This is a genomic window from Streptomyces sp. APSN-46.1, from assembly GCF_022815725.1.
Lineage (GTDB): Bacteria > Actinomycetota > Actinomycetes > Streptomycetales > Streptomycetaceae > Streptomyces.
Genome location: NZ_JALGRF010000001.1, coordinates 1233637 through 1251250, shown reverse-complemented (window position 1 = coordinate 1251250; position 17614 = coordinate 1233637). Strand labels below are relative to the sequence as shown.

At 73.1% G+C, this 17614-nt stretch carries 15 protein-coding genes and 3 pseudogenes; 7 read left to right on the top strand and 11 right to left on the bottom strand.

All coding sequences use genetic code 11. From position 1 onward, the window contains the following. Positions 1-239 (top strand): annotated as a pseudogene (locus MTF65_RS05580) (hypothetical protein); the annotation flags it as partial. Between the two features lie 40 nt (positions 240-279). Here the strand turns inward: MTF65_RS05580 and MTF65_RS05575 are convergent. Next, positions 280-912, bottom strand: a complete 633-nt coding sequence (locus MTF65_RS05575) for a hypothetical protein (RefSeq protein WP_243627060.1) — start codon at positions 910-912, stop codon at positions 280-282. Between the two features lie 276 nt (positions 913-1188). On the opposite strand from MTF65_RS05575, the gene MTF65_RS05570 reads away from it, so the two are divergent. Next, positions 1189-3291: a SpoIIE family protein phosphatase gene (locus tag MTF65_RS05570; RefSeq protein WP_243627059.1), complete on the top strand. Its 2103-nt coding sequence runs from the start codon at positions 1189-1191 to the stop codon at positions 3289-3291. Between the two features lie 12 nt (positions 3292-3303). On the opposite strand, the gene MTF65_RS05565 is transcribed toward MTF65_RS05570, so the two are convergent. The 4 genes and pseudogenes from MTF65_RS05565 to MTF65_RS30655 all read right to left on the bottom strand — a co-directional run. Further along, positions 3304-4269 carry a DUF4328 domain-containing protein gene (locus tag MTF65_RS05565; RefSeq protein WP_243627058.1) on the bottom strand — a complete coding sequence of 322 codons (966 nt, stop codon included), beginning with the start codon at positions 4267-4269 and terminating at the stop codon, positions 3304-3306. Between the two features lie 127 nt (positions 4270-4396). Continuing rightward, the gene (locus MTF65_RS05560; RefSeq protein WP_243627057.1) at positions 4397-6337 is read right to left on the bottom strand and encodes an ABC transporter permease; all 1941 of its coding nucleotides are present in this window, start codon (positions 6335-6337) and stop codon (positions 4397-4399) included. Positions 6338-6448: 111 nt separating this feature from the next. Beyond that, the gene (gene modA, locus MTF65_RS05555) at positions 6449-7246 is read right to left on the bottom strand and encodes a molybdate ABC transporter substrate-binding protein (RefSeq protein WP_243627056.1); all 798 of its coding nucleotides are present in this window, start codon (positions 7244-7246) and stop codon (positions 6449-6451) included. A 64-nt stretch (positions 7247-7310) separates the two neighbouring features. Then, positions 7311-7405: pseudogene (locus MTF65_RS30655) on the bottom strand (TOBE domain-containing protein); the annotation flags it as partial. 173 nt (positions 7406-7578) lie between these two features. On the opposite strand from MTF65_RS30655, the gene MTF65_RS05550 reads away from it, so the two are divergent. After that, a complete protein-coding gene (locus MTF65_RS05550; protein ID WP_243627055.1) occupies positions 7579-8016 on the top strand; it encodes an RNA-binding S4 domain-containing protein in 438 nt (145 codons plus the stop codon). A 262-nt stretch (positions 8017-8278) separates the two neighbouring features. On the opposite strand, the gene MTF65_RS05545 is transcribed toward MTF65_RS05550, so the two are convergent. From MTF65_RS05545 to dhaK, 3 genes are all read right to left on the bottom strand, one after another. Next, a complete protein-coding gene (locus tag MTF65_RS05545; RefSeq protein ID WP_243627054.1) occupies positions 8279-8686 on the bottom strand; it encodes a PTS-dependent dihydroxyacetone kinase phosphotransferase subunit DhaM in 408 nt (135 codons plus the stop codon). Further along, positions 8683-9279 (bottom strand): dihydroxyacetone kinase subunit DhaL, encoded by a 597-nt coding sequence (gene dhaL, locus MTF65_RS05540; RefSeq protein ID WP_243627053.1) that lies wholly within the window; start codon positions 9277-9279, stop codon positions 8683-8685. Before dhaL ends, MTF65_RS05545 begins: the two co-directional genes overlap by 4 nt. Before the next feature lie 79 nt (positions 9280-9358). After that, on the bottom strand, positions 9359-10363 hold the full coding sequence (gene dhaK, locus MTF65_RS05535) for a dihydroxyacetone kinase subunit DhaK (RefSeq protein WP_243627052.1): 1005 nt from the start codon (positions 10361-10363) through the stop codon (positions 9359-9361). Positions 10364-10626: 263 nt separating this feature from the next. On the opposite strand from dhaK, the gene MTF65_RS05530 reads away from it, so the two are divergent. Both MTF65_RS05530 and MTF65_RS05525 read left to right on the top strand, forming a co-directional pair. After that, positions 10627-11271, top strand: coding sequence for a DUF4360 domain-containing protein (locus tag MTF65_RS05530; RefSeq protein ID WP_243627051.1), 645 nt, complete (start codon positions 10627-10629; stop codon positions 11269-11271). Between the two features lie 72 nt (positions 11272-11343). Next, positions 11344-12000: a DUF4360 domain-containing protein gene (locus MTF65_RS05525; RefSeq protein ID WP_243627335.1), complete on the top strand. Its 657-nt coding sequence runs from the start codon at positions 11344-11346 to the stop codon at positions 11998-12000. 98 nt (positions 12001-12098) lie between these two features. Here the strand turns inward: MTF65_RS05525 and MTF65_RS05520 are convergent, their stop codons facing one another. Beyond that, a complete protein-coding gene (locus MTF65_RS05520; RefSeq protein WP_243627050.1) occupies positions 12099-12392 on the bottom strand; it encodes a YkvA family protein in 294 nt (97 codons plus the stop codon). A gap of 18 nt (positions 12393-12410) precedes the next feature. After that, positions 12411-12875 (bottom strand): MarR family winged helix-turn-helix transcriptional regulator, encoded by a 465-nt coding sequence (locus MTF65_RS05515; protein ID WP_243627049.1) that lies wholly within the window; start codon positions 12873-12875, stop codon positions 12411-12413. Between the two features lie 104 nt (positions 12876-12979). Here MTF65_RS05515 and MTF65_RS05510 point away from each other — a divergent pair, with 104 nt between their 5' ends. Continuing rightward, positions 12980-13558, top strand: a complete 579-nt coding sequence (locus tag MTF65_RS05510; RefSeq protein ID WP_243627048.1) for a DoxX family membrane protein — start codon at positions 12980-12982, stop codon at positions 13556-13558. A gap of 89 nt (positions 13559-13647) precedes the next feature. Continuing rightward, positions 13648-15484: pseudogene (locus MTF65_RS05505) on the top strand (glycoside hydrolase family 15 protein). Here the strand turns inward: MTF65_RS05505 and MTF65_RS05500 are convergent. After that, positions 15471-17600 (bottom strand): SpoIIE family protein phosphatase, encoded by a 2130-nt coding sequence (locus MTF65_RS05500; protein ID WP_374207179.1) that lies wholly within the window; start codon positions 17598-17600, stop codon positions 15471-15473. The pseudogene MTF65_RS05505 and the gene MTF65_RS05500 overlap by 14 nt on opposite strands. Positions 17601-17614 lie beyond the last annotated feature (14 nt).

Below are 17614 nucleotides of genomic sequence, written 5' to 3'. Positions count from 1 at the left end.
CGAAGGAGGACCTGCCGAAGGAGGACCTGCCGAAGGAGGACCTGCCGAAGGAGGACGTCCCGAAGGAGGACCTGCCGAAGGAGGACCTGCCGAAGGAGGACCTGCCGAAGGAGGACGTCCCGAAGGAGGACCTGCCGCAGCAGGACCAGCCGCAGGAGGAGGTCCCCCCGGCGAACCCCGATGACGGCGGTGACGGCGGCGACGGTGGTGACGGCGATGACGGCGGCACGGGCGAGTAGGTCCGCCGGAGTGATCGTGCGCCGGTGCCGTCCGCCCTCCTCAGTGCCCGCCGCGCGGTTCGACGCAGCCGCCCTCCATGTACGGGCCGTGCGCCTCGATCCGCACCGGGTCGGTCAGGCGGCCCGTCAGGCAGGGCCCTGACTCGGGGACCCACAAGGCGAAGCCGGGAATGCCGCCGGAGACGTACGTGGCGTCTCCGGCGACCTCGTAGCCGAGGCCCTTGAGGACGAAGCTCAGGTCGGACGCGCTCCGCGGCGCGGGCTTCCCGGCCTTCCCGGCGTCGGACAGGGCCTGGGCGATCCGCTGGGCGTGGGCTTCGCCCCGGCACGTCGCCTGGGGATTGAGCTTCCGGCGCATCTTGTAGGCGTGGTTCTCGGCGTACTTGCGCGCTTCGGGGTCCATCGAGGCGTCGCCGTTACCCGAGGGGCTGGGGGAGGCCATCGCGGTGGCCTCGGCGGCGCACCGCTCGGCCACCTCGGGGAAGAGCCTGTCATGGCGGGCCGACGCCGCCGAGGCCTGGGCGGAGGGGTCCACGGTCGGGGTGGCGGCCGGTGCGGAGACGCCGGCCGAGGTCGTGTCGGCGGTCGTGGCCGACTTGGTGCCACACGCCGTCAGCGCCAGCGCGCCCACGGCGAGAAGACAGACGGCGAGCGGGGTGTTGCGGGTTCTCACGGCTTCTCCACCATCCCTGACGGCTCCGGTCCCCGATCACCGAGGCGAAGCCCCGATTATCGCCACCCCACGGCCAGCCCCCGCCGCCGGGGCACCCCCAGCCTCGCCGGCGTTCGAGGCCCCGCCGGGCACAGTCAGCCTCGCCGGCGAGGCTAGATGTAGCGGGACCGGGGCGGTCGGCGCGCGTTGCCGACCCGCGGAGGAACACCCCGTCCGGTCCCACCCCCGGAGGGAACCGGCGTGCCGGGCACCGGGTATCAGTGAGACCCTGGCTGCATGGCCGACAGGGGACAGTCCCCCGAGCTCGACGACTGGCCCGCGCGGCCCGACACGAGCCTCGCGCTCAACCGCCTGGGCACCTTCGACTGGGACCTCGACAGCGGGCAGATGCATCTGGACGACACCGCCCTCGACGTTCTCGACCTGCGCCCGGACGAGTTCACCGGCACCGCCGCGGGTCTCGGCAGCCGGATCACCCCCAGCGAGGAAGCCCGGCTCGACGCGCGCGTCACGCAGGCGCTCAAGGCCGGCCGCAGCCACTACGGGGCCTATTTCCGCAGCCGCCGACGCGACGGAACCCCCGCCTGGACCCACATCCAGGGGCACATCCTGCGGGACCCGGACGACCGCCCGTACCGGATCATCGGGATCGTCCGCGACGCCGCGCACGACCCCGGTGAGCCGGGCGTCGGCGGGCAGGAGGCCGAGGGGCGGCGCCGGATGACGGGCGTCGTCGAGCGGACCACCGCGATCCTCGCCCACGCCCGCACCGTCAACGACGTGACCGACGTCCTGAAGGACCCGGAGGCCCTGGGCCACCTCGGCGCGGTCAGCGTCATGCTCGGCATCGTCGACGGCGGCCGGATCCACCTGGTCGCCGAGGGGCAGCTCGGCTCGTACGTGCCGGAGATCGAGTACACCCGGATCGACGCGGCATTCCCCATGAGCGAGGCCGTACGGAGCCTGCAGCCGGTGTTCCTCGGCTCGCGCGAGGAGTTCCAGCTGCGCTACCCGCAGCTGTGGCCCTACATCGAGCCGCTGTCCGTGCGCAGCGGGGTCTACCTGCCGCTGATCGCCCAGGGCCGCGCCATCGGCGCGCTCGGGCTCCTCTACACGCGGGACGGGGACTTCACCGCCGAGGAACGGAACCTGCTGGTGGCGCTCGGCAGCGGTATCGCGCAGAGCCTCCAGCGGGCCATGCTCTTCGAGCAGGAGCACGATCTCGCCGAGGGCCTCCAGCGGGCCATGCTGCCGCGCCGCATCCCGGAGGTGCCGGGCGCGCGGATCGCCGTACGGTACCGGGCCGCCCGGATGGGGCGGGACATCGGCGGGGACTGGTACGACGTGGTTCCGCTCGGCGAGGGCCGTGTCGGGGTGATGATCGGCGACGTGGAGGGCCACGACACGGACGCGGCCGCCGTCATGGGCCAGCTGCGGATCGCCCTGCGCGCGTACGTCGCCGAGGGCCACACCCCCGGCACGGCGATGGCGCGGGCCGCGGCCTTCCTGCGCGAGCTGGAGACGGAACGGTTCGCCACCTGCACGTACGCGGAGATCGACCTGAGCACCGGCATGCTGCACATCGTCCGGGCCGGCCATCTCGACCCGGTGGTGCGGCGGGGCGACGGCAGCTGCCACCGCGTTCAGGTCGCGGGCGGTCTGCCGCTGGGGCTGCCGCCGCGCGACCAGTCGGGGACCGGCTCCGGATATCCCGTCACCAGCATCGAACTGCACCCCGGGGACACCCTGCTGCTGTGCACGGACGGTCTCATCGAACGGCCCGGCGGCGACCACGACGGCGGCATGCGCGAGCTCATGGAGGCGGTGTGTACGGGGCCGGTCGACGTGGAGGAACTCGCCGACGTGCTCTGCGACCTGGTCGGGGACGCGGGCGGCGGCGATGACATGGCTCTCCTCCTGCTGCGTCGCCGCGGCGCCCCCACCCCGCGCGGCGGCGGCCCGCTGCGCCTGCGGATCACCCCCGGAGCCCCGGACGACCCGGCGACGGCCCGCCACCTGATCCGGGCGGCGGTGGCCGCGTGGGGCGCCCGGGACCAGGCGGACGAGATCGAACTGGCGGCGGACGAGCTGATGACCAACGCCCTCGTGCACACGGACGGCGGGGCCCAGGTCAGCCTGCGGCTCACCGCGGAGGGCCGGATCCGGGTCGAGGTGGAGGACGAGAGCAGCGCCCTGCCGCACCGCCGGGAGGCGGGGGACTGGGCGGTGTCGGGGCGCGGCCTGCTGCTCGTGGACCGGCTGGCGGTCGACTGGGGCGTGGAGCCCCGGGGAGGCGGCAAGTCCGTCTGGTGCGAGTTCATCGTCCCCGTACCGCCCGTACCGCCCGTACCGCCCGCACCGCCGGTCCCGCCCGCCTGAGGCCTGTTCAGATCAGACGGCGGCGACCGGGCCCTGTACCGCCTTGGTGTCCTGCATGGCCGTCAGACCGCGGACGAAGACGATGGCGAGGACGGCGGCGGCGAGCATGAGGAGCCCGTCGACGGCGCCCACCACGGCGGTGGCGCGCAGCTCTTCCGGAGTATCGGCCCGGGGGTAGAGCGCCGCGAAGGCGCGCTCCGCGATCGACGCGCCGGCGAACAGCAGCCACCAGGCCGTCAGGGGCACGGTGGAGGCCTTGCGGAGGGAGCCGTCCGGAGCGTGCTGGGTGCTGGCGGTCCAGGTCTGCTTCGCGACGAGGAAGGGGATCACGAGGTTGGCGACGGGGACGAACCAGCCGCCGATGGCCCAGCCGGGGGCGAGGGTGAACGCGTCGGGGCGGAAGATCGCGCCGTTGTGGCGGACGCGGTGGAACCAGACGAGGAAGACGACCATCGTGGGGACCAGGATCAGGCTCTGGAGGACGTCGGCGACGGAGGTCAGGTCGTCGACGCGCGCGAGGGCGCGGTCGGGGACCCCGAGCGGGTTCGTCATCAGGTCCCGCATGAGCGACCAGAGGTAGACGCAGACGCCCGTCAGGAACAGGTTGACCACGGCCGCGACCGAGAGCAGTACGGTCAGGGCCGTCGCCAGGCCCCGCGGCGAACGCAGGACGTCGACGACGGGCAGGGGCGCCGGGTACGGCTGGACGGGATACGGGTACGGCTGGCCCGCGTACTGGGGCTGCGGGTACGGCTGACCGCCGTACACCTGCGCCGCCGGAGGCTGCGCCGGATACGGGGTGGCCGGATACGCGGCCGGGTAAGCGGCCTGCGCCGGGGCCGGGTACGCGGCGTACGGCCGGTCCTGCGGCGGTATCGGCGTCGGCGGAGCCGGAGGCGCCTGCTCCGGTACTGGCGGCACGGCGCCCGGCTGACCGGGACTCTCGGGCGGCGGCGAGCCGGGCGCGCTGAAGGACATGACGGTTACCCCCCACGGGAACGTGTGGCATGCGAGCGGACCCGCTGACGTACGGGCCCCGTGAACATATGCCAACCGTTCATCCACCGTCCAAACCGACCGCGTCAAGGAGGCGGCCCTGTTGACGCTAGAGGCATACGAGGGTGACCTCGGTGGCCTTCACGCTGGTCCACACGGCCGCGCCGTCGGCCAGGCCCAGTTCGGCGGCCGCATCCGGCGTGATCTCCGCGACCAGGTCGGGCGCCTCCGCCGAGCCGATCAGCACCCGAAGGCGGCTGCCGACGGAGGTGATCTCCCGGACCGTGCCCGGCCATACGTTGCGGGGGCTGCCCGCCGGGCGCTCGCGGTGCACGGACACCGCCTCGGGGGCGATGATCGCGAGGGCCTGAGCCCCCTCGGGCAGCGCCTCGGCGACCACCAGACGCCCCCCGCCGGCCAGCGCGAGCCCGCCGCCGGACGCGGTGCCCGGCCAGGCGTTGCGGCCGAGCATCCGGGCCACCCAGGGGGAGCGCGGGTGCCGGGTCACCTCGGCCGGCGGCGCGTCCTGGAGGGTCTGCCCGTCGGCCAGTACGAGGACCCGGTCGGCCAGCGACACGGCCTCCACGGGATCGTGCGTGACGAGGAGGCAGACCCCGCCGAAGCCCGCCAGATGCGTGCGCAGGGTGTGCCGAACGCGTGCCCGGGTGGTCTGGTCGAGGGCGGCGAGCGGCTCGTCCAGGAGCAGCAGCCGCGGCCGGGCGGCGAGCGCGCGGGCCAGTGCCACCCGCTGGGCCTGCCCGCCGGACAGCTGGGCGGGCCTGCGGCGGGCGAGATGCCCGACGCCGAGCCGGTCCAGCCAGGCCTGCGCCTCGCAGCGGGCCTCGGCGCGCGGGACCCGGCGGGCGCGCAACCCGTACGCGGTGTTGGCGAGGGCGCTCAGGTGCGGGAAGAGGGCGCCGTCCTGCGGGACCCAGGCGACCTGGCGCCGGTGCGGGGGCAGCGCGCTGACATCGGCGCCGCCGAGCCGGAGTTCGGCGTGGGCGCGCGGGGTCAGCCCGAGGAGGGCGCGCAACAGGGTGGTCTTGCCGGCGCCGTTCTCGCCGACGACGGCGATGGTGGTGCCGGGTTCGGCGGACAGGGTGAGCCGGTTGAAGCCCGTCACCTCGGCGTGCAGGGGCCAGTGGCCGCCGTCGTGCGGGGCTTCGGGCGCTTCCCCGGGGGGAGGAGCGGCCGTCACCGGGGGCGGGGGCTCCTCGGCCACCGGCGGGGCCTCGGCGGCCTTGCGTACGACCGGAGCTCCGGCCCAGCGGCCGCGCAGGGCGATCAGTACGCCCATCGCGATCGCGAGCAGGAGCAGCGATACGGAGGTGGCGGCCTCCGGCTGGTCCTGGAGCAGCAGGTACACCTGGAGCGGGAGGGTCTGGGTGGTGCCGGGCAGGTTGCCGGCGAACGTGATGGTCGCGCCGAACTCGCCGAGCGCGCGGGCCCAGGTGAGGGCCGCGCCGGCGATCAGACCGGGGGCCACCATGGGCAGCGTCACGGTGAAGAACACCCGGACCGGCGAGGCACCGAGGGAGGCCGCGGTCTCCTCGTAGCTCGGCTTGAGGCCGCCGAGCGCGCCCTCCAGGCTGATGACGAGGAAGGGCATGGCGACGAAGGTGGCCGCCACGACGGCACCTGACGTGTGAAACGGCAGTGTGATGCCGAAGCCGTCCTCCAGCCAGGGCCCGAGGACCCCGCGCCGGCCGAAGCCGAGCAGCAGCGCCACACCGCCGACGGTCGGCGGCAGCACCATCGGCAGAAGCACGAGCGAGCGGACCAGTGCCTTGCCCTTGAACTCGACGCGGGCCAGCAGCCAGGCGAGCGGAACGCCGAGGAGCAGGGAGAGGCCGAGGGCCCAGAAGGAGACGACCAGCGAGAGCCGGAGGGCCTCGACCACACCGGGGCGGGTGAGGTGGGCGCCGAGATCGCTCCACCGGGTGCGGGTCAGGATGCCGACCAGCGGCAGCAGCAGGAACGCGACGGCGAGCAGCGCGGGGAGCGCCAGGGTCACGGGGGGCCTGGTCCTGCGGGTACGGGGTCTGCTCATGGGGAGAGGGGTTCCTGGATCGGGGGCGGTCCTGGCGGGCGAAGCCTTCCGGGTTTCCTGCGCCTTTCCGCGCGGACGCGGCACCGGCGCCGGCACTGGCGTCGGCGCCGGTTACGGCTTCTGGAAGCCGGCGTCCTGGAAGATCTTCTGCGCCTCCGGCGTGCTCAGCCAGGCCACGAACGCGGCCGCGGCCTCGGCGTTCTTGGACTGCTTGAGCGTGGTGGCCGGGTAGGAGGCCACGGCGTTCTGGTCGTCCGGGATCTCGATCGCGACGACCTTGTCACCGGACTTGGCGGAGTCGGTCTTGTAGACGAGACCGGCGTCGGCCTCGCCCATCTCGACCTTGCTCAGCACGGCGCGCACGTTCGGCTCCTGAGAGACCGGCTTCACCTCGATCTTCTGGGCGTCGAGGATCTGCTGGCCGTAGCGGCCGACGGGGACCTCGGGCGCGGCGAGCACGACCTTGATCTTGCTGTCGGCCAGGTCCTTCAGCTCGTCGATCTCGAACGGGTTGCCCTTGCCGGTGGCGATGACCAGGCGGTTCTTGGCGATGACCGAGGCGTCGCCGGTCTCGGCCCTGAGGCCGTCCATCGTCTTGGTGTCGGCGGTGACCAGCGCGTCGGCCGGGGCGCCCTGCTTGACCTGCGCGGCGAGCTCCTGCGAACCGGCGAAGGAGAACGTGACCTTCGTGCCCGGGTGGGACTTCTCGTAGGCGGCGCCCGCCGTCTTGAAGACATCGCTGAGGGAGGAAGCGGCGAGGACGGTGAGGTTCGCGGCCTTGGCCGTCCCGGCGGCCGCGGTCTTCTCGTCCTCGCCGCCACAGGCGGAGAGCACCGGGACGAGCAGGGCGGCGGTCAGGGCGGCGACGGCGGCGACGGCGGCGCGGCGGCCGGTCAGGGTCGGGGACATGAGCGGATGCTCCTCGTTCGGGGACGTGTGACGGTGCGCTGAGCGGTGTCGCTCGGGCCGCGGATCAGGTGCGGTCGATGTGCACGCTGGTCGACTTCACGCGGGCGGTGGCCGCATGCCGACTTCGAGCTCCTCGACGGCCTCCCGGGTGAGCAGGGCCCAGCAGGCGCGCCGCCTGTCCGATGGTGTAGGACTGCATGTGCGACAAGGTAGGGGCACTCATGGCGCATTTGCAATGTAATTGGATAATCCACATGGCAGATGCGATTCCTCTTGGTGAATCTGCCAAAAGTCGTTCCGGTCCGGGGCCCTCGGCTCGCTAGAGTCGGAGCATGGCTGACGAATCAACACGGACGGGATCGGGATCGGGACCAGGCTCGGGCTCGGCACCAGGACCCGGAGCGGAATCCGGTTCGGCGCGGGTGGACGCCTGGATCTGGTCGGTCCGTCTGACGAAGACGCGCGCGATCGCGGCGACCGCCTGCCGGGCGGGCCATGTGAAGGTCAACGGGGAGCGCGCGAAGCCGGCGCAGTCGGTGCGGGCGGGGGACGAGGTCCGGCTGTTCCACGCGGGGCGTGAACGGATCGTGGTGGTGAAGCGGCCGGTGTCGAAGCGGGTGGGCCCGCCGGTGGCGGCGGAATGCCTCATCGACAAGAGCCCGCCGCCGCCGACTCCCATCGAGGCCGCGGTGGTCGGCACCCGCGACCGCGGCGCGGGCCGTCCGACGAAGCGCGAGCGCCGCGAGATCGAGACCCTGCGCGGCCGCTAAAGCCCTGCCCGGGCGATCCAGCCAGCCCCGCGCCGGTGCGGGGCGGGCGGGGTCGGCGTGGGCCCGGGGTACCCGACGAGGAGACTCGCCCCGCCCCGCCCTTCCTCCGTTCCCTGGGACTTCGTCCCAGACTCGCTGGCCCCGGCTGGCGGGTCGAAGGTGCACCCGGGGCCCGGGCCGGCGGCCGAGAGGATGCGCCCCGCCTTCCTCCGTTCCCTGGGGCTCAGCCCCGGACCCGCTCACCCCGGGGCCGGGCCGGGGGTCAGGACTTGCGGTACGCGTATGCCTCGGTGGCGGCCGCGAGGACGGCGTCCAGGGGGGCGCCCGCGGAGGCGGCGACCACAGCCGCCACCGCCCCCTCCACGAACGGCGCGTCCACCAGCCGCGCCCCCTCCGGCAGGTCGCCCTCCACCAGCAGCGCCTTCACCGTCAGTACCGAGCTCCCCAGGTCCGCCAGCAGCGCGACCCCGGCCCCCCGGTCCACCTCCCGCGCCGCCGCCACGATCCGGTCCGCGCTCGTGCCGAGCCCGCCGTCGGGCGCACCGCCCGCCGCAGCGACCGGCGCCACCGCTCCGCCTGCCGCCAGGCCGGCCGCCATCACCGCGACCGATTCCGCCACCGCCGCGCTGTGCGACACCAGCACGATCCCGACCACCGCCGACGCGGTCATCCGGCCACATCCGCGAGCGCGGCCAGCAGCAGCGCCGAGGACGTCGCCCCCGGATCCTGGTGCCCGATGCTCCGCTCGCCCAGGTAGCTGGCCCGGCCCTTGCGCGCCCGCATCGGTACGGTCGCCAGCGCGCCGCTCTCCGCCGCGTCACTTGCCGCCCGGTACGACGTACTGAGCGCCGTGACCCCCGGCACCAGCGCGTCCAGCATCGTCTTGTCGCCCGGAGCCGAGCCGCCCAGCCGCGCCACCGCGCCCACGCCCGCGTACAGCGCCTCGCGCAGCTCCTCGTCCGAGACCTCGGAGGCCTCGCCGAGCTCCTTGCCGGTCCGCCGCAGCAGCGTCCCGTACAGGGGTCCGGACGCCCCGCCGACCGTCGAGATCAGCGTCCGCCCGGCCAGCTGGAGCACCGCCCCCGGTGTCGCGGGCGGCTCCGCCTCCAGGGCCGCCCGTACCGCGGTGAACCCGCGCAGCATGTTGCTCCCGTGGTCGGCGTCCCCGATGGGCGAGTCGAGTTCGGTCAGCCGGTCCGCCTCCCGCTCCACCGCGGCCGCGGCGGCCGTCATCCAGCGCCGGAAGAAGTCTGCGTCACGCACCGGATCTCCTCGTCTCGCATCGCCCGGCCGGCCAGTCCCGCCCGCCACCGCCACAGCCACCCTACGTTCGGCCATCCGCTCAGCGGCCCCAGCGCAGCGCGGCGGTCTGGACGGGGGCGTCCCACAGCCGCAACAACTCCTCGTCCACCCGGCACAGAGTGACCGAACACCCCGCCATGTCCAGCGAGGTGACGTAGTTCCCCACCAGCGTCCGCGCCGCCGGAACCCCTCGTTCGCCCAGCACCCGCGCCACCTCCGCGTGGAACCCGTACAGCTCCAGCAGCGGCGTCGCCCCCATACCGTTGACCAGCGCGAGCACCGGCCCGTCGGCCGGACCCACCTCCGCCAGTTCCTCCAGTACGGCGCCCAGCGCGACCTCCGCGATCTCCCGCGCCGGCATCATCGCGCGCCGCTCCCGCCCGGGCTCGCCGTGAATGCCGATCCCCAACTCCAGGTCCCCGTCCGGGAGTTCGAAGGTCGGGCTGCCCTTCGCGGGGGTGCTGCACGCGCTGAGCGCCACCCCGAAGCTCCGCGAGCCCGCGTTGACCCGCCGCGCGAGCTCCGCGACCCGCTCCAGCGGCGCCCCCTCCTCGGCGGCCGCCCCGGCGATCTTCTCCACGAACAGCGTGGCCCCGGTACCGCGCCGGCCCGCCGTGTACAGGCTGTCGGTCACGGCGACATCGTCGTTGACCAGCACGCGCTCCACGCGCAGGCCGTCCTCCTCGGCGAGCTCGGCGGCCATCTCGAAGTTCAGCACGTCCCCGGTGTAGTTCTTGACGACGAACAGCACCCCCTGCCCCGCGTCGACGGCCGCGGCCGCCCGGAGCATCTGATCGGGTACGGGCGAGGTGAACACCTCCCCGGGACAGGCGGCCGACAGCATCCCGTACCCCACGAACCCCGCATGCAACGGCTCGTGCCCGGACCCGCCCCCGGAGACGATCCCGACCCGCCCGCCGTCCCGCGCGTCCCGCCGTACGACGACCCGCCGCTCCACATCGACGTCCAGCTCGGGATGGGCGGCCGCGATCCCCCGCAGCGCGTCGGCGACCACGGTCTCCGGACTGTTGATCAGCATCCTCATGCGTATCTCCCGGTGCTTGTCAGGTGACTCTCTGAGCGGTGCGGTGCGGTGCGGTGCGGTTCGGACGGTACCGGTGCAGCGGTACCGATGCGGCAGTACCGATGCGGCGGTACCGATGCTGACATCTTTCGGCCAGGGAGTGCGGTCAGGAAGGCGTTGGCCACTTCGGGTCCTTCCCCCGACGCGCTCAGCGTGGTGGCATGTCCACGTCGAATTCGCGCACGGGTCCGAACCGAATGATCCGTATGAATGGAGAAACAACGATGCCGCTGCGCAGGATCACCATCGGCGCGGCGATCGCGGTGCTTTCCGCCGTCGCCGTCCCCGCCCAGGCCGATACGGCCTCCAACCCGCCCGGAAGAATCACCGTCGACGTGGTCGGGGTCAACGGATCGGGATGTCCCCAGGGGACCGCGAGCGTCGCCGCGGCCTCCGACAACACCTCGTTCACCGTCACGTACAGCGACTATCTCGCCCAGGCTGGCGCCGGCTCCGGAGGCACCGCGTTCCGCAAGAACTGCCAGCTCGCCCTCCAGGTCCACGTGCCCCAGGGATTCACGTACGCCATCGCCCGCGCCGACTACCGCGGTTTCGCGCACCTCCAGCGCGGGGCCTTCGGCCAGGAACGCGCCAACTACTACTTCCAGGGCATGGCGCAGACGGCCCGCACGACCCACCAGTTCAACGGCCCGTACACCGACAACTGGCAGGCGAGCGACCAGACGGAGTACACCGACCTGGTCTGGGCGCCGTGCGGCGAGGAGCGCAACCTCAACGTCAACACCGAACTGCGTGTCTACGCGGGGACGTCGAACCCGCAGGCCCTGAGCTTCATGAGCATGGACTCGACGGACGGCAGCGTCAGCACGGTCTACCACTTCGCGTGGAAGGAATGCCCCGCGGTCTGACGCGGCGTGAGTGCAAGCGCACGGAACCCGACTCATGACTCATGGTCAGGAGCGACAACGATGTCTCATTCCCTGTCCCGCACCCTGCTCGTCGGCGGCGCGGCCGCCGCCCTGATCGTCACGGCGGCGCCGGCCGGAGCCGCCGGCCCCCACCCGCCCCTCACCGCCCCGCCCGACAAGATCGTGATCGAACTCGCCACGGTGAACGGCTCCGGCTGCCGCGAAGGCACGGCCGAGGTGGCCGTCGCACCGGACAACACCGCCTTCACGGTCACCTACAGCGACTATCTCGCCCAGGTCGGCCCCGGCGCCCCGCCCACGGCCTTCCGCAAGAACTGCCAGCTCAATCTCCGCGTTCACGTTCCTTCGGGATTCACCTACGCGATTGTCCAGGCGGACTATCGGGGATTCGCATTCCTCCAGCCGGGAGCATGGGGTCAGGAACGGGCGAGCTACTACTTCCAGGGAATGCCCCAGACGTCCCAGCGCACGCATCAGTTCAACGGTCCGCTCAACGACAATTGGCAGACGAGCGACAAGACGGAATACGCCGATCTGGTCTGGGCGCCGTGCGGCGAGAAACGCAACTTCAACATCAATACCGAACTGCGCGTGAATGCCGGCACGTCCAACCCGCAGACCGCCACGAGCTTCATGGCGATGGACTCCACGGACGCGAGCGTCAGCACCCTCTACCACCTGGCCTGGCAGGTGTGCCCCGCTCGTTAGGAGCCCGGGCGTCGCCGGATGGGACGCGTGACGCGCGGAGCCCATCCGGCGCGCCGCATCCGGCGCGCCGTACTCCGCCCGCCGTACTCCGCCCGCCGTCACACCGCGCCAGGCCCCTTCGCCGGGCGGGCCGCCACCGCGGCCGCCTGGAGCGAGCGCAGGGCCAGCAGCAGGACCCCGATGTCGTCGAGGTACACCGGGTCCGGGATCAGGTCCACGGGCGAGACCGTGTACAGCACCGCCACCCAGAACAGCGCCTTGTCGCGCAGCGGGATCCCCGCGTCGAGCAGCAGCCTGCGCGCCTTGAGCACCCGTACGAGCAGCACGGCGGCGGTGACCGCCAGCCCGAGGGCGACGATCACGGCGACCGTGAACCAGACCTTTCCGTCCATAGGGTCTCTATACCCTCGTCAGGCGCCCTGTTCCCGCAGGCGGCGGGTGACCTCTCCCAGGCCGTCCGCGAGCGCGTCCAGCTGCTCGGGCGTGAGCACATTGATGAGGATCTCCCGCACGGTCGCCACGTGCCCGGGCGCCGCCTCGTCCAGGCGGGCGCGACCGGCCTCGGTGAGGACCGCGAAGACGCCCCGGACGTCGGACGGGCAGCTGCGGCGCCGGACCAGCCCGGCCTTCTCCATCTGGGTGATCTGGTAGGTCAGCCCGCTCTTGGAGTTGATCAGCCCGTTGGCCAGCTCGGTCATCCGCAGCTCGTTGTCCGGCGCCTCGGCGAGCCGTACGAGGATCTCGTACTGGGGGTGGGAGAGCCCCGAGTCGTCCTTGAGCTGCTGGTCGAGCCGGCGGTTCACCAGTGCGGACGCGGCGACGAACCCGCACCAGGCGCGCATCTCGCGGTCGTCCAGCCATCTCGGGTCAGCCATGCGCCCACCGTACATGAGTTGTTCCAATTTGAATCAGTAGCTAAGGTCGTTCCTCGTCATCCAGGTTCGAATTTGAACTACCTCCCGTCCGGAAGGCCCCCACCATGACCAGCCCCTCCGTCACCTCGACGAAGCCGCAGGCCGCCGCACCGGCCGCCCCCGCCCTCTCCACCCCTGCCCCGATCACCCTCTCCGCTACCGCCCACGACACCGGCCTGCTGCTCCTGCGCCTCGTCCTCGGCCTGACCATGGCCGCCCACGGCAGCCAGAAGCTCTTCGGCTGGTTCGGCGGCGGTGGCATCAGCGGCACCGGCCAGTTCTTCAAGGCCGCCGGCTACCCCGCCGGTGACGCCATGGCCCTGCTCGCCGGACTCTCCGAGACCCTGGGCGGCCTCGGCCTCGCCCTCGGGCTGCTCACCCCGCTCGCCGGCGCCGCCATCGTCGGCACCATGATCAATGCCATTGCCGTCCACGGTGCCGGGGCGTTCTTCGCCTCGAAGGGGGGCATCGAGTACGAGCTGCTCCTCACCGCCGGCGCTGCTGCCCTCGCCCTCACCGGCCCCGGCCGGTACGCCGTGGACCGCTTCCTGCCTGTACTGCGCGGCCACCGCCTGGCCCACGGCGCCGCGGCCCTCGCCCTCGCCGTCGTGCTCGGCGGCGCGATGCTCCTCGTACGCGACTGACGCGACTGACGCGACCCGCACCCGCGTGCGGGAAAGGGTGCCCGGGGCCGCGCTGATTGGGCCCGGGCATCCGGGGGAACAGCGCACAAATGACACAACCCGCGACGCAACCCATCGAGGACTACGCACTCATCGGCGACCTCATGACCAGCGGGCTCGTCGGCCGCGACGGGTCCATCGACTGGCTGTGCCTGCCGCGATTCGACTCGGCGGCCTGCTTCGCCGCCCTCCTCGGCGGCAAGGACAACGGCCACTGGCGCATCGCCCCGGCCGCGGCCGCCGCGGGCGCGCGGTGCACCCGCCGGGCCTATGTGGACGGCTCGCTGGTCCTGGAGTCGTACTGGGAGACCGAGGACGGCGGCGGTGCGTTCAAGGTCATCGACTTCATGCCGCAACGGGACGCCGCACCCGACGTGATGCGGATCGTCGAAGGCCTGTCCGGCGAGGTCCCCGTACTCAGCGTCCTGCGCCTGCGCTTCGACTACGGGCGCGTCATTCCCTGGGTCCGCCGCGTCGACGGGGACCGGGTCGCCGTCGCCGGTCCGGACTCGGTCTGGTTCCGCAGTGAGCCCCCCGTGAACACCTGGGGCCAGGGCACCAGTACGCGGTCCGAGTTCACCGTCTCGGCCGGGCAGAAGGTCGCCTTCATGCTCACCTGGCACCCCTCGCACGAACCGCGCCCCGAGCGCCTGGACCCGTACGGGGCCCTGGAGCAGAGCCTTGAGGGCTGGCGGGAGTGGACCGCCCAGTGCACCTACGAGGGCCCGTACCGGGAGGCGGTGACCCGCTCCCTGATCACCCTCAAGGCCCTCACCTACGCCCCGACCGGCGGGATCGCGGCCGCCGCCACCACCTCCCTCCCGGAGGAGCTCGGCGGGGTCCGCAACTGGGACTACCGGTACTGCTGGCTGCGCGACTCCACCCTCACCCTCGCCACGCTCCTCGCCACCGGCTTCCACGACGAGGCCCGCGCCTGGCGCGAGTGGCTGCTGCGCGCGATCGCCGGCGACCCCGCCGACCTGCAGATCATGTACGGGATCGGCGGCGAGCGGCGGATCCCCGAGATCGAGCTGCCCTGGCTGCGCGGGTACGCCTCCTCGGCGCCGGTCCGGGTCGGCAACGCGGCCGTGGAACAGCTCCAGCTCGACGTGTACGGGGAGGTCCTCGACGCGCTGTACGTGGCCAGGTCCGCCGGACTTCCCGCGGAGAAGCACGCGTGGCGGATCCAGCTGGCGCTCCTCGACTTCCTGCGGCGCAACTGGCACCGGCCCGACGAGGGGCTGTGGGAGGTGCGCGGTCCGCGCCGCCACTTCGTGCACTCCAAGGTGATGGCCTGGGTCGCCGCCGACCGGGCGGTGCGGACCCTGGAGGCCGACCCCGCGGTGCCGGGCGACCCGGAGCTCTGGCGGGCCATGCGCGAGGAGGTGCACCGCGACGTCTGCGCGAACGGCTACGACTCCGAGCGCAACACCTTCACCCAGTACTACGGCTCGCGTGAACTGGACGCGGCCACGCTGCTCATCCCGCGGACCGGGTTCCTGCCGCCCGACGACCCGCGCGTCATCGGCACGGTCGACCGTCCAGGCGGAGCTCGGCAGCAGCGGCCTGGTCCGGCGCTACAGCACGGAAGGCCCCTCCATCGACGGGCTTCCCGGGGACCAAGGGGCCTTCCTGGCCTGCTCGTTCTGGCTCGCGGACGCGCTGCACCTGATCGGCCGGGACAACGAGGCCCGGGCCCTCTTCGAGCGGTTGCTGGCGGTACGCAACGACGTCGGGCTGCTCGCCGAGGAGTACGACCCCGTCGCCGGACGCCAACTCGGCAATTTCCCCCAGGCGTTCAGCCACATCGGCCTGGTGAACACGGCGCTCACCCTGAGCGGGAACGGCGGTTCGCTCACGGGCGCTGCCTCCGCTATGCCGACCTGATGGCGCCGGGGGACCCGTTCGGGGTCGTGCGGGAGGCCAGCAACAGGGCGATGTCGTCCGGCCGGTCGGCCGAGTTCCCGGCCTCGCTGATCAGCCGGTCGGCCGTCTCCGTCAGCGGGGTCGGGTCGGCTGCGGCCAGCGATGCCCGCAGCCGCTCCACGCCGGTGTCGATGTCCGTACCCGGCTTCTCCACCAGCCCGTCGGTGTACAGGGCGAGCACCGCGCCGGGCTCCAGCAGCAGTTCCGTGACCGGGTACGCGGCGTCCGGGTCGATGCCGAGCACCACCCCGCCCGGCAGGTCCAGCACCTCCGTCCGCCCGTCGGCCTGCCGCAGCAACGGCTGGGGGTGCCCGGCCCGGACGGCCCATGAGCGGCCCGACTCCGGGTCGATCGACACGTAGCAGCAACTGGCGAACTGGCCGGGGTCCAAGTCGATGAGCAGCCGGTTCGTGCCGCGCATGATCTGCTCCGGGGTGTTGCCGCTGAGCGCGAAGGCCCGTACCGCGCTGCGGAGTTGGCCCATGGTCGCGGCGGCGGCCACCCCGTGGCCCTGGACGTCCCCGATGACCAGGGCCACCGTGCCCGGGCCCGTCTCGATGACGTCGTACCAGTCGCCGCCGACGTCCATGCCGACCGTGCCGGGCAGGTACCGGCCCACGGTGGCCACGTGTTCGAGCACCGGCAGGCGGTGCGGCAGCAGCGCCGCCTGGAGACCCCGGGCCAGCGCGGTCTCGCTGTCGTAGCGCTGCGCCCGCTCCAGGGCCTGCGCGATCAGCCCGGCCAGCGCGGTCAGCACCGTACGCTCCTCCGGGCTGAAGCCGCGCGGGGCGTCGAAGCCGAGGATGCACGAGCCGACCGGCCGCCCGGAGGCGATCAGCGGAAGGAACGCGCGCGCCCCGGAATGGGCGTCCAACGGGATCCCCGGATAGGCCGCGGCGAGGTGCTCCATCGACTCGAAGAACATCGGCCGGCCCGAGGTGAGGGTCTCGACGCCCGGCAGCCGCGCATCGAGGGACACCCCGTCGAACCGGTCCAGGAAGCCCCGGGGGAAGCCGGTCTCCCACGACAGGTACAGGTGGCGCTCGCTGAGCAGGTAGATCGCCAACTGGCGCCCGCCGAAGGCCGGCAGCAGCTCATCGGTGACCACGGACGACACCTGGCGGGCCGTCACCGCCTCCGTCAGCGCGATGGCGAGGGCCACGGGCCGGTACACCGCGGCCGCCCGGTCGGCCGGCGAACCGAGCCCGTCGGCGACACCCTCGCCCGGCCTGACCATCGACGAGGGCGCGTAGGAGGGCGGTTGGGTGGCGCCGATCGTCATGGTCACCCCGTCATGTCCGGGGTACAGGCAGACCGACAGCCACTCCCCGGAGGCGGCCGAGGGGTCCCGCCCGCGCCGGGCCGCGAAACGCACCGGGGCGCGGGCCAGGTAGACGGCCCGGAAGTGGTCCTCGTACGCGGGGTGGGCGAGCCAGGGAAGCGCCTCCCACAGCATCTGCCCGCGCAGCCGCGATGCCGCGATGCCGAGCAGCCCCTCGGCCGCGGAGTTGACGTACTCGACCCTGCCCAGCCGGTCCAGGGACAGCACCGCCTGGGTCAGCCGGTCCACCGCCGCGCGGACGTCCCCGTCCCGGGCCGGTGGCGGTACGGGGACCGGGTCGCCCTCCCACACCACCGGAGCCCCCGCCGCCGTGAGCGCCGCCAGCTCCTCGCCCGCCCGCTCCGCGGCCGCCCGCAGGGCCTCCCGGTCGACGGCGGAGACCGGGACGCCGGGGGTCGCGTCGCGGAGCACGAACAGCACGCCGAACCGCTGCGGCCCGGCGCTGATCGGCTCGTGCAGCGAAGCGAAGGGGAACGGAAGCCCGGCCACCAGCTGCGGGAACCGCCGCATGGTGGTCTCCGCGTCGGGCAGGAGCACCGACTGCCCCGAGCGGTACGCCTCGCCGGCCGGGAACGGGCGGTTCACGTGGACCCGCCACCACGGCCGGAACAGCGGGCCGGGCATGCCGGCGACCACGGCCATCAGCAGCAGTCCCTCGGTGCGGGAGCGCAGGTACACCCCACCCGCGTACCCGCCGGTGGCCTCCACGGCCCGCACGACGGCCCGTGCGAGCACCTGGGCCGTGGCGT

Coding starts and splice junctions, on each gene's coding strand:
- MTF65_RS05570 (WP_243627059.1), top strand. CDS start 1,189: ATGGCCGACAGGGGACAGTCCCCCGAGCTCGACGACTGGCCCGCGCGG.
- MTF65_RS05565 (WP_243627058.1), bottom strand. CDS start 4,269: ATGTCCTTCAGCGCGCCCGGCTCGCCGCCGCCCGAGAGTCCCGGTCAG.
- MTF65_RS05560 (WP_243627057.1), bottom strand. CDS start 6,337: ATGAGCAGACCCCGTACCCGCAGGACCAGGCCCCCCGTGACCCTGGCG.
- modA (WP_243627056.1), bottom strand. CDS start 7,246: ATGTCCCCGACCCTGACCGGCCGCCGCGCCGCCGTCGCCGCCGTCGCC.
- MTF65_RS05550 (WP_243627055.1), top strand. CDS start 7,579: ATGGCTGACGAATCAACACGGACGGGATCGGGATCGGGACCAGGCTCG.
- MTF65_RS05545 (WP_243627054.1), bottom strand. CDS start 8,686: ATGACCGCGTCGGCGGTGGTCGGGATCGTGCTGGTGTCGCACAGCGCG.
- dhaK (WP_243627052.1), bottom strand. CDS start 10,363: ATGAGGATGCTGATCAACAGTCCGGAGACCGTGGTCGCCGACGCGCTG.
- MTF65_RS05530 (WP_243627051.1), top strand. CDS start 10,627: ATGCCGCTGCGCAGGATCACCATCGGCGCGGCGATCGCGGTGCTTTCC.
- MTF65_RS05520 (WP_243627050.1), bottom strand. CDS start 12,392: ATGGACGGAAAGGTCTGGTTCACGGTCGCCGTGATCGTCGCCCTCGGG.
- MTF65_RS05515 (WP_243627049.1), bottom strand. CDS start 12,875: ATGGCTGACCCGAGATGGCTGGACGACCGCGAGATGCGCGCCTGGTGC.
- MTF65_RS05510 (WP_243627048.1), top strand. CDS start 12,980: ATGACCAGCCCCTCCGTCACCTCGACGAAGCCGCAGGCCGCCGCACCG.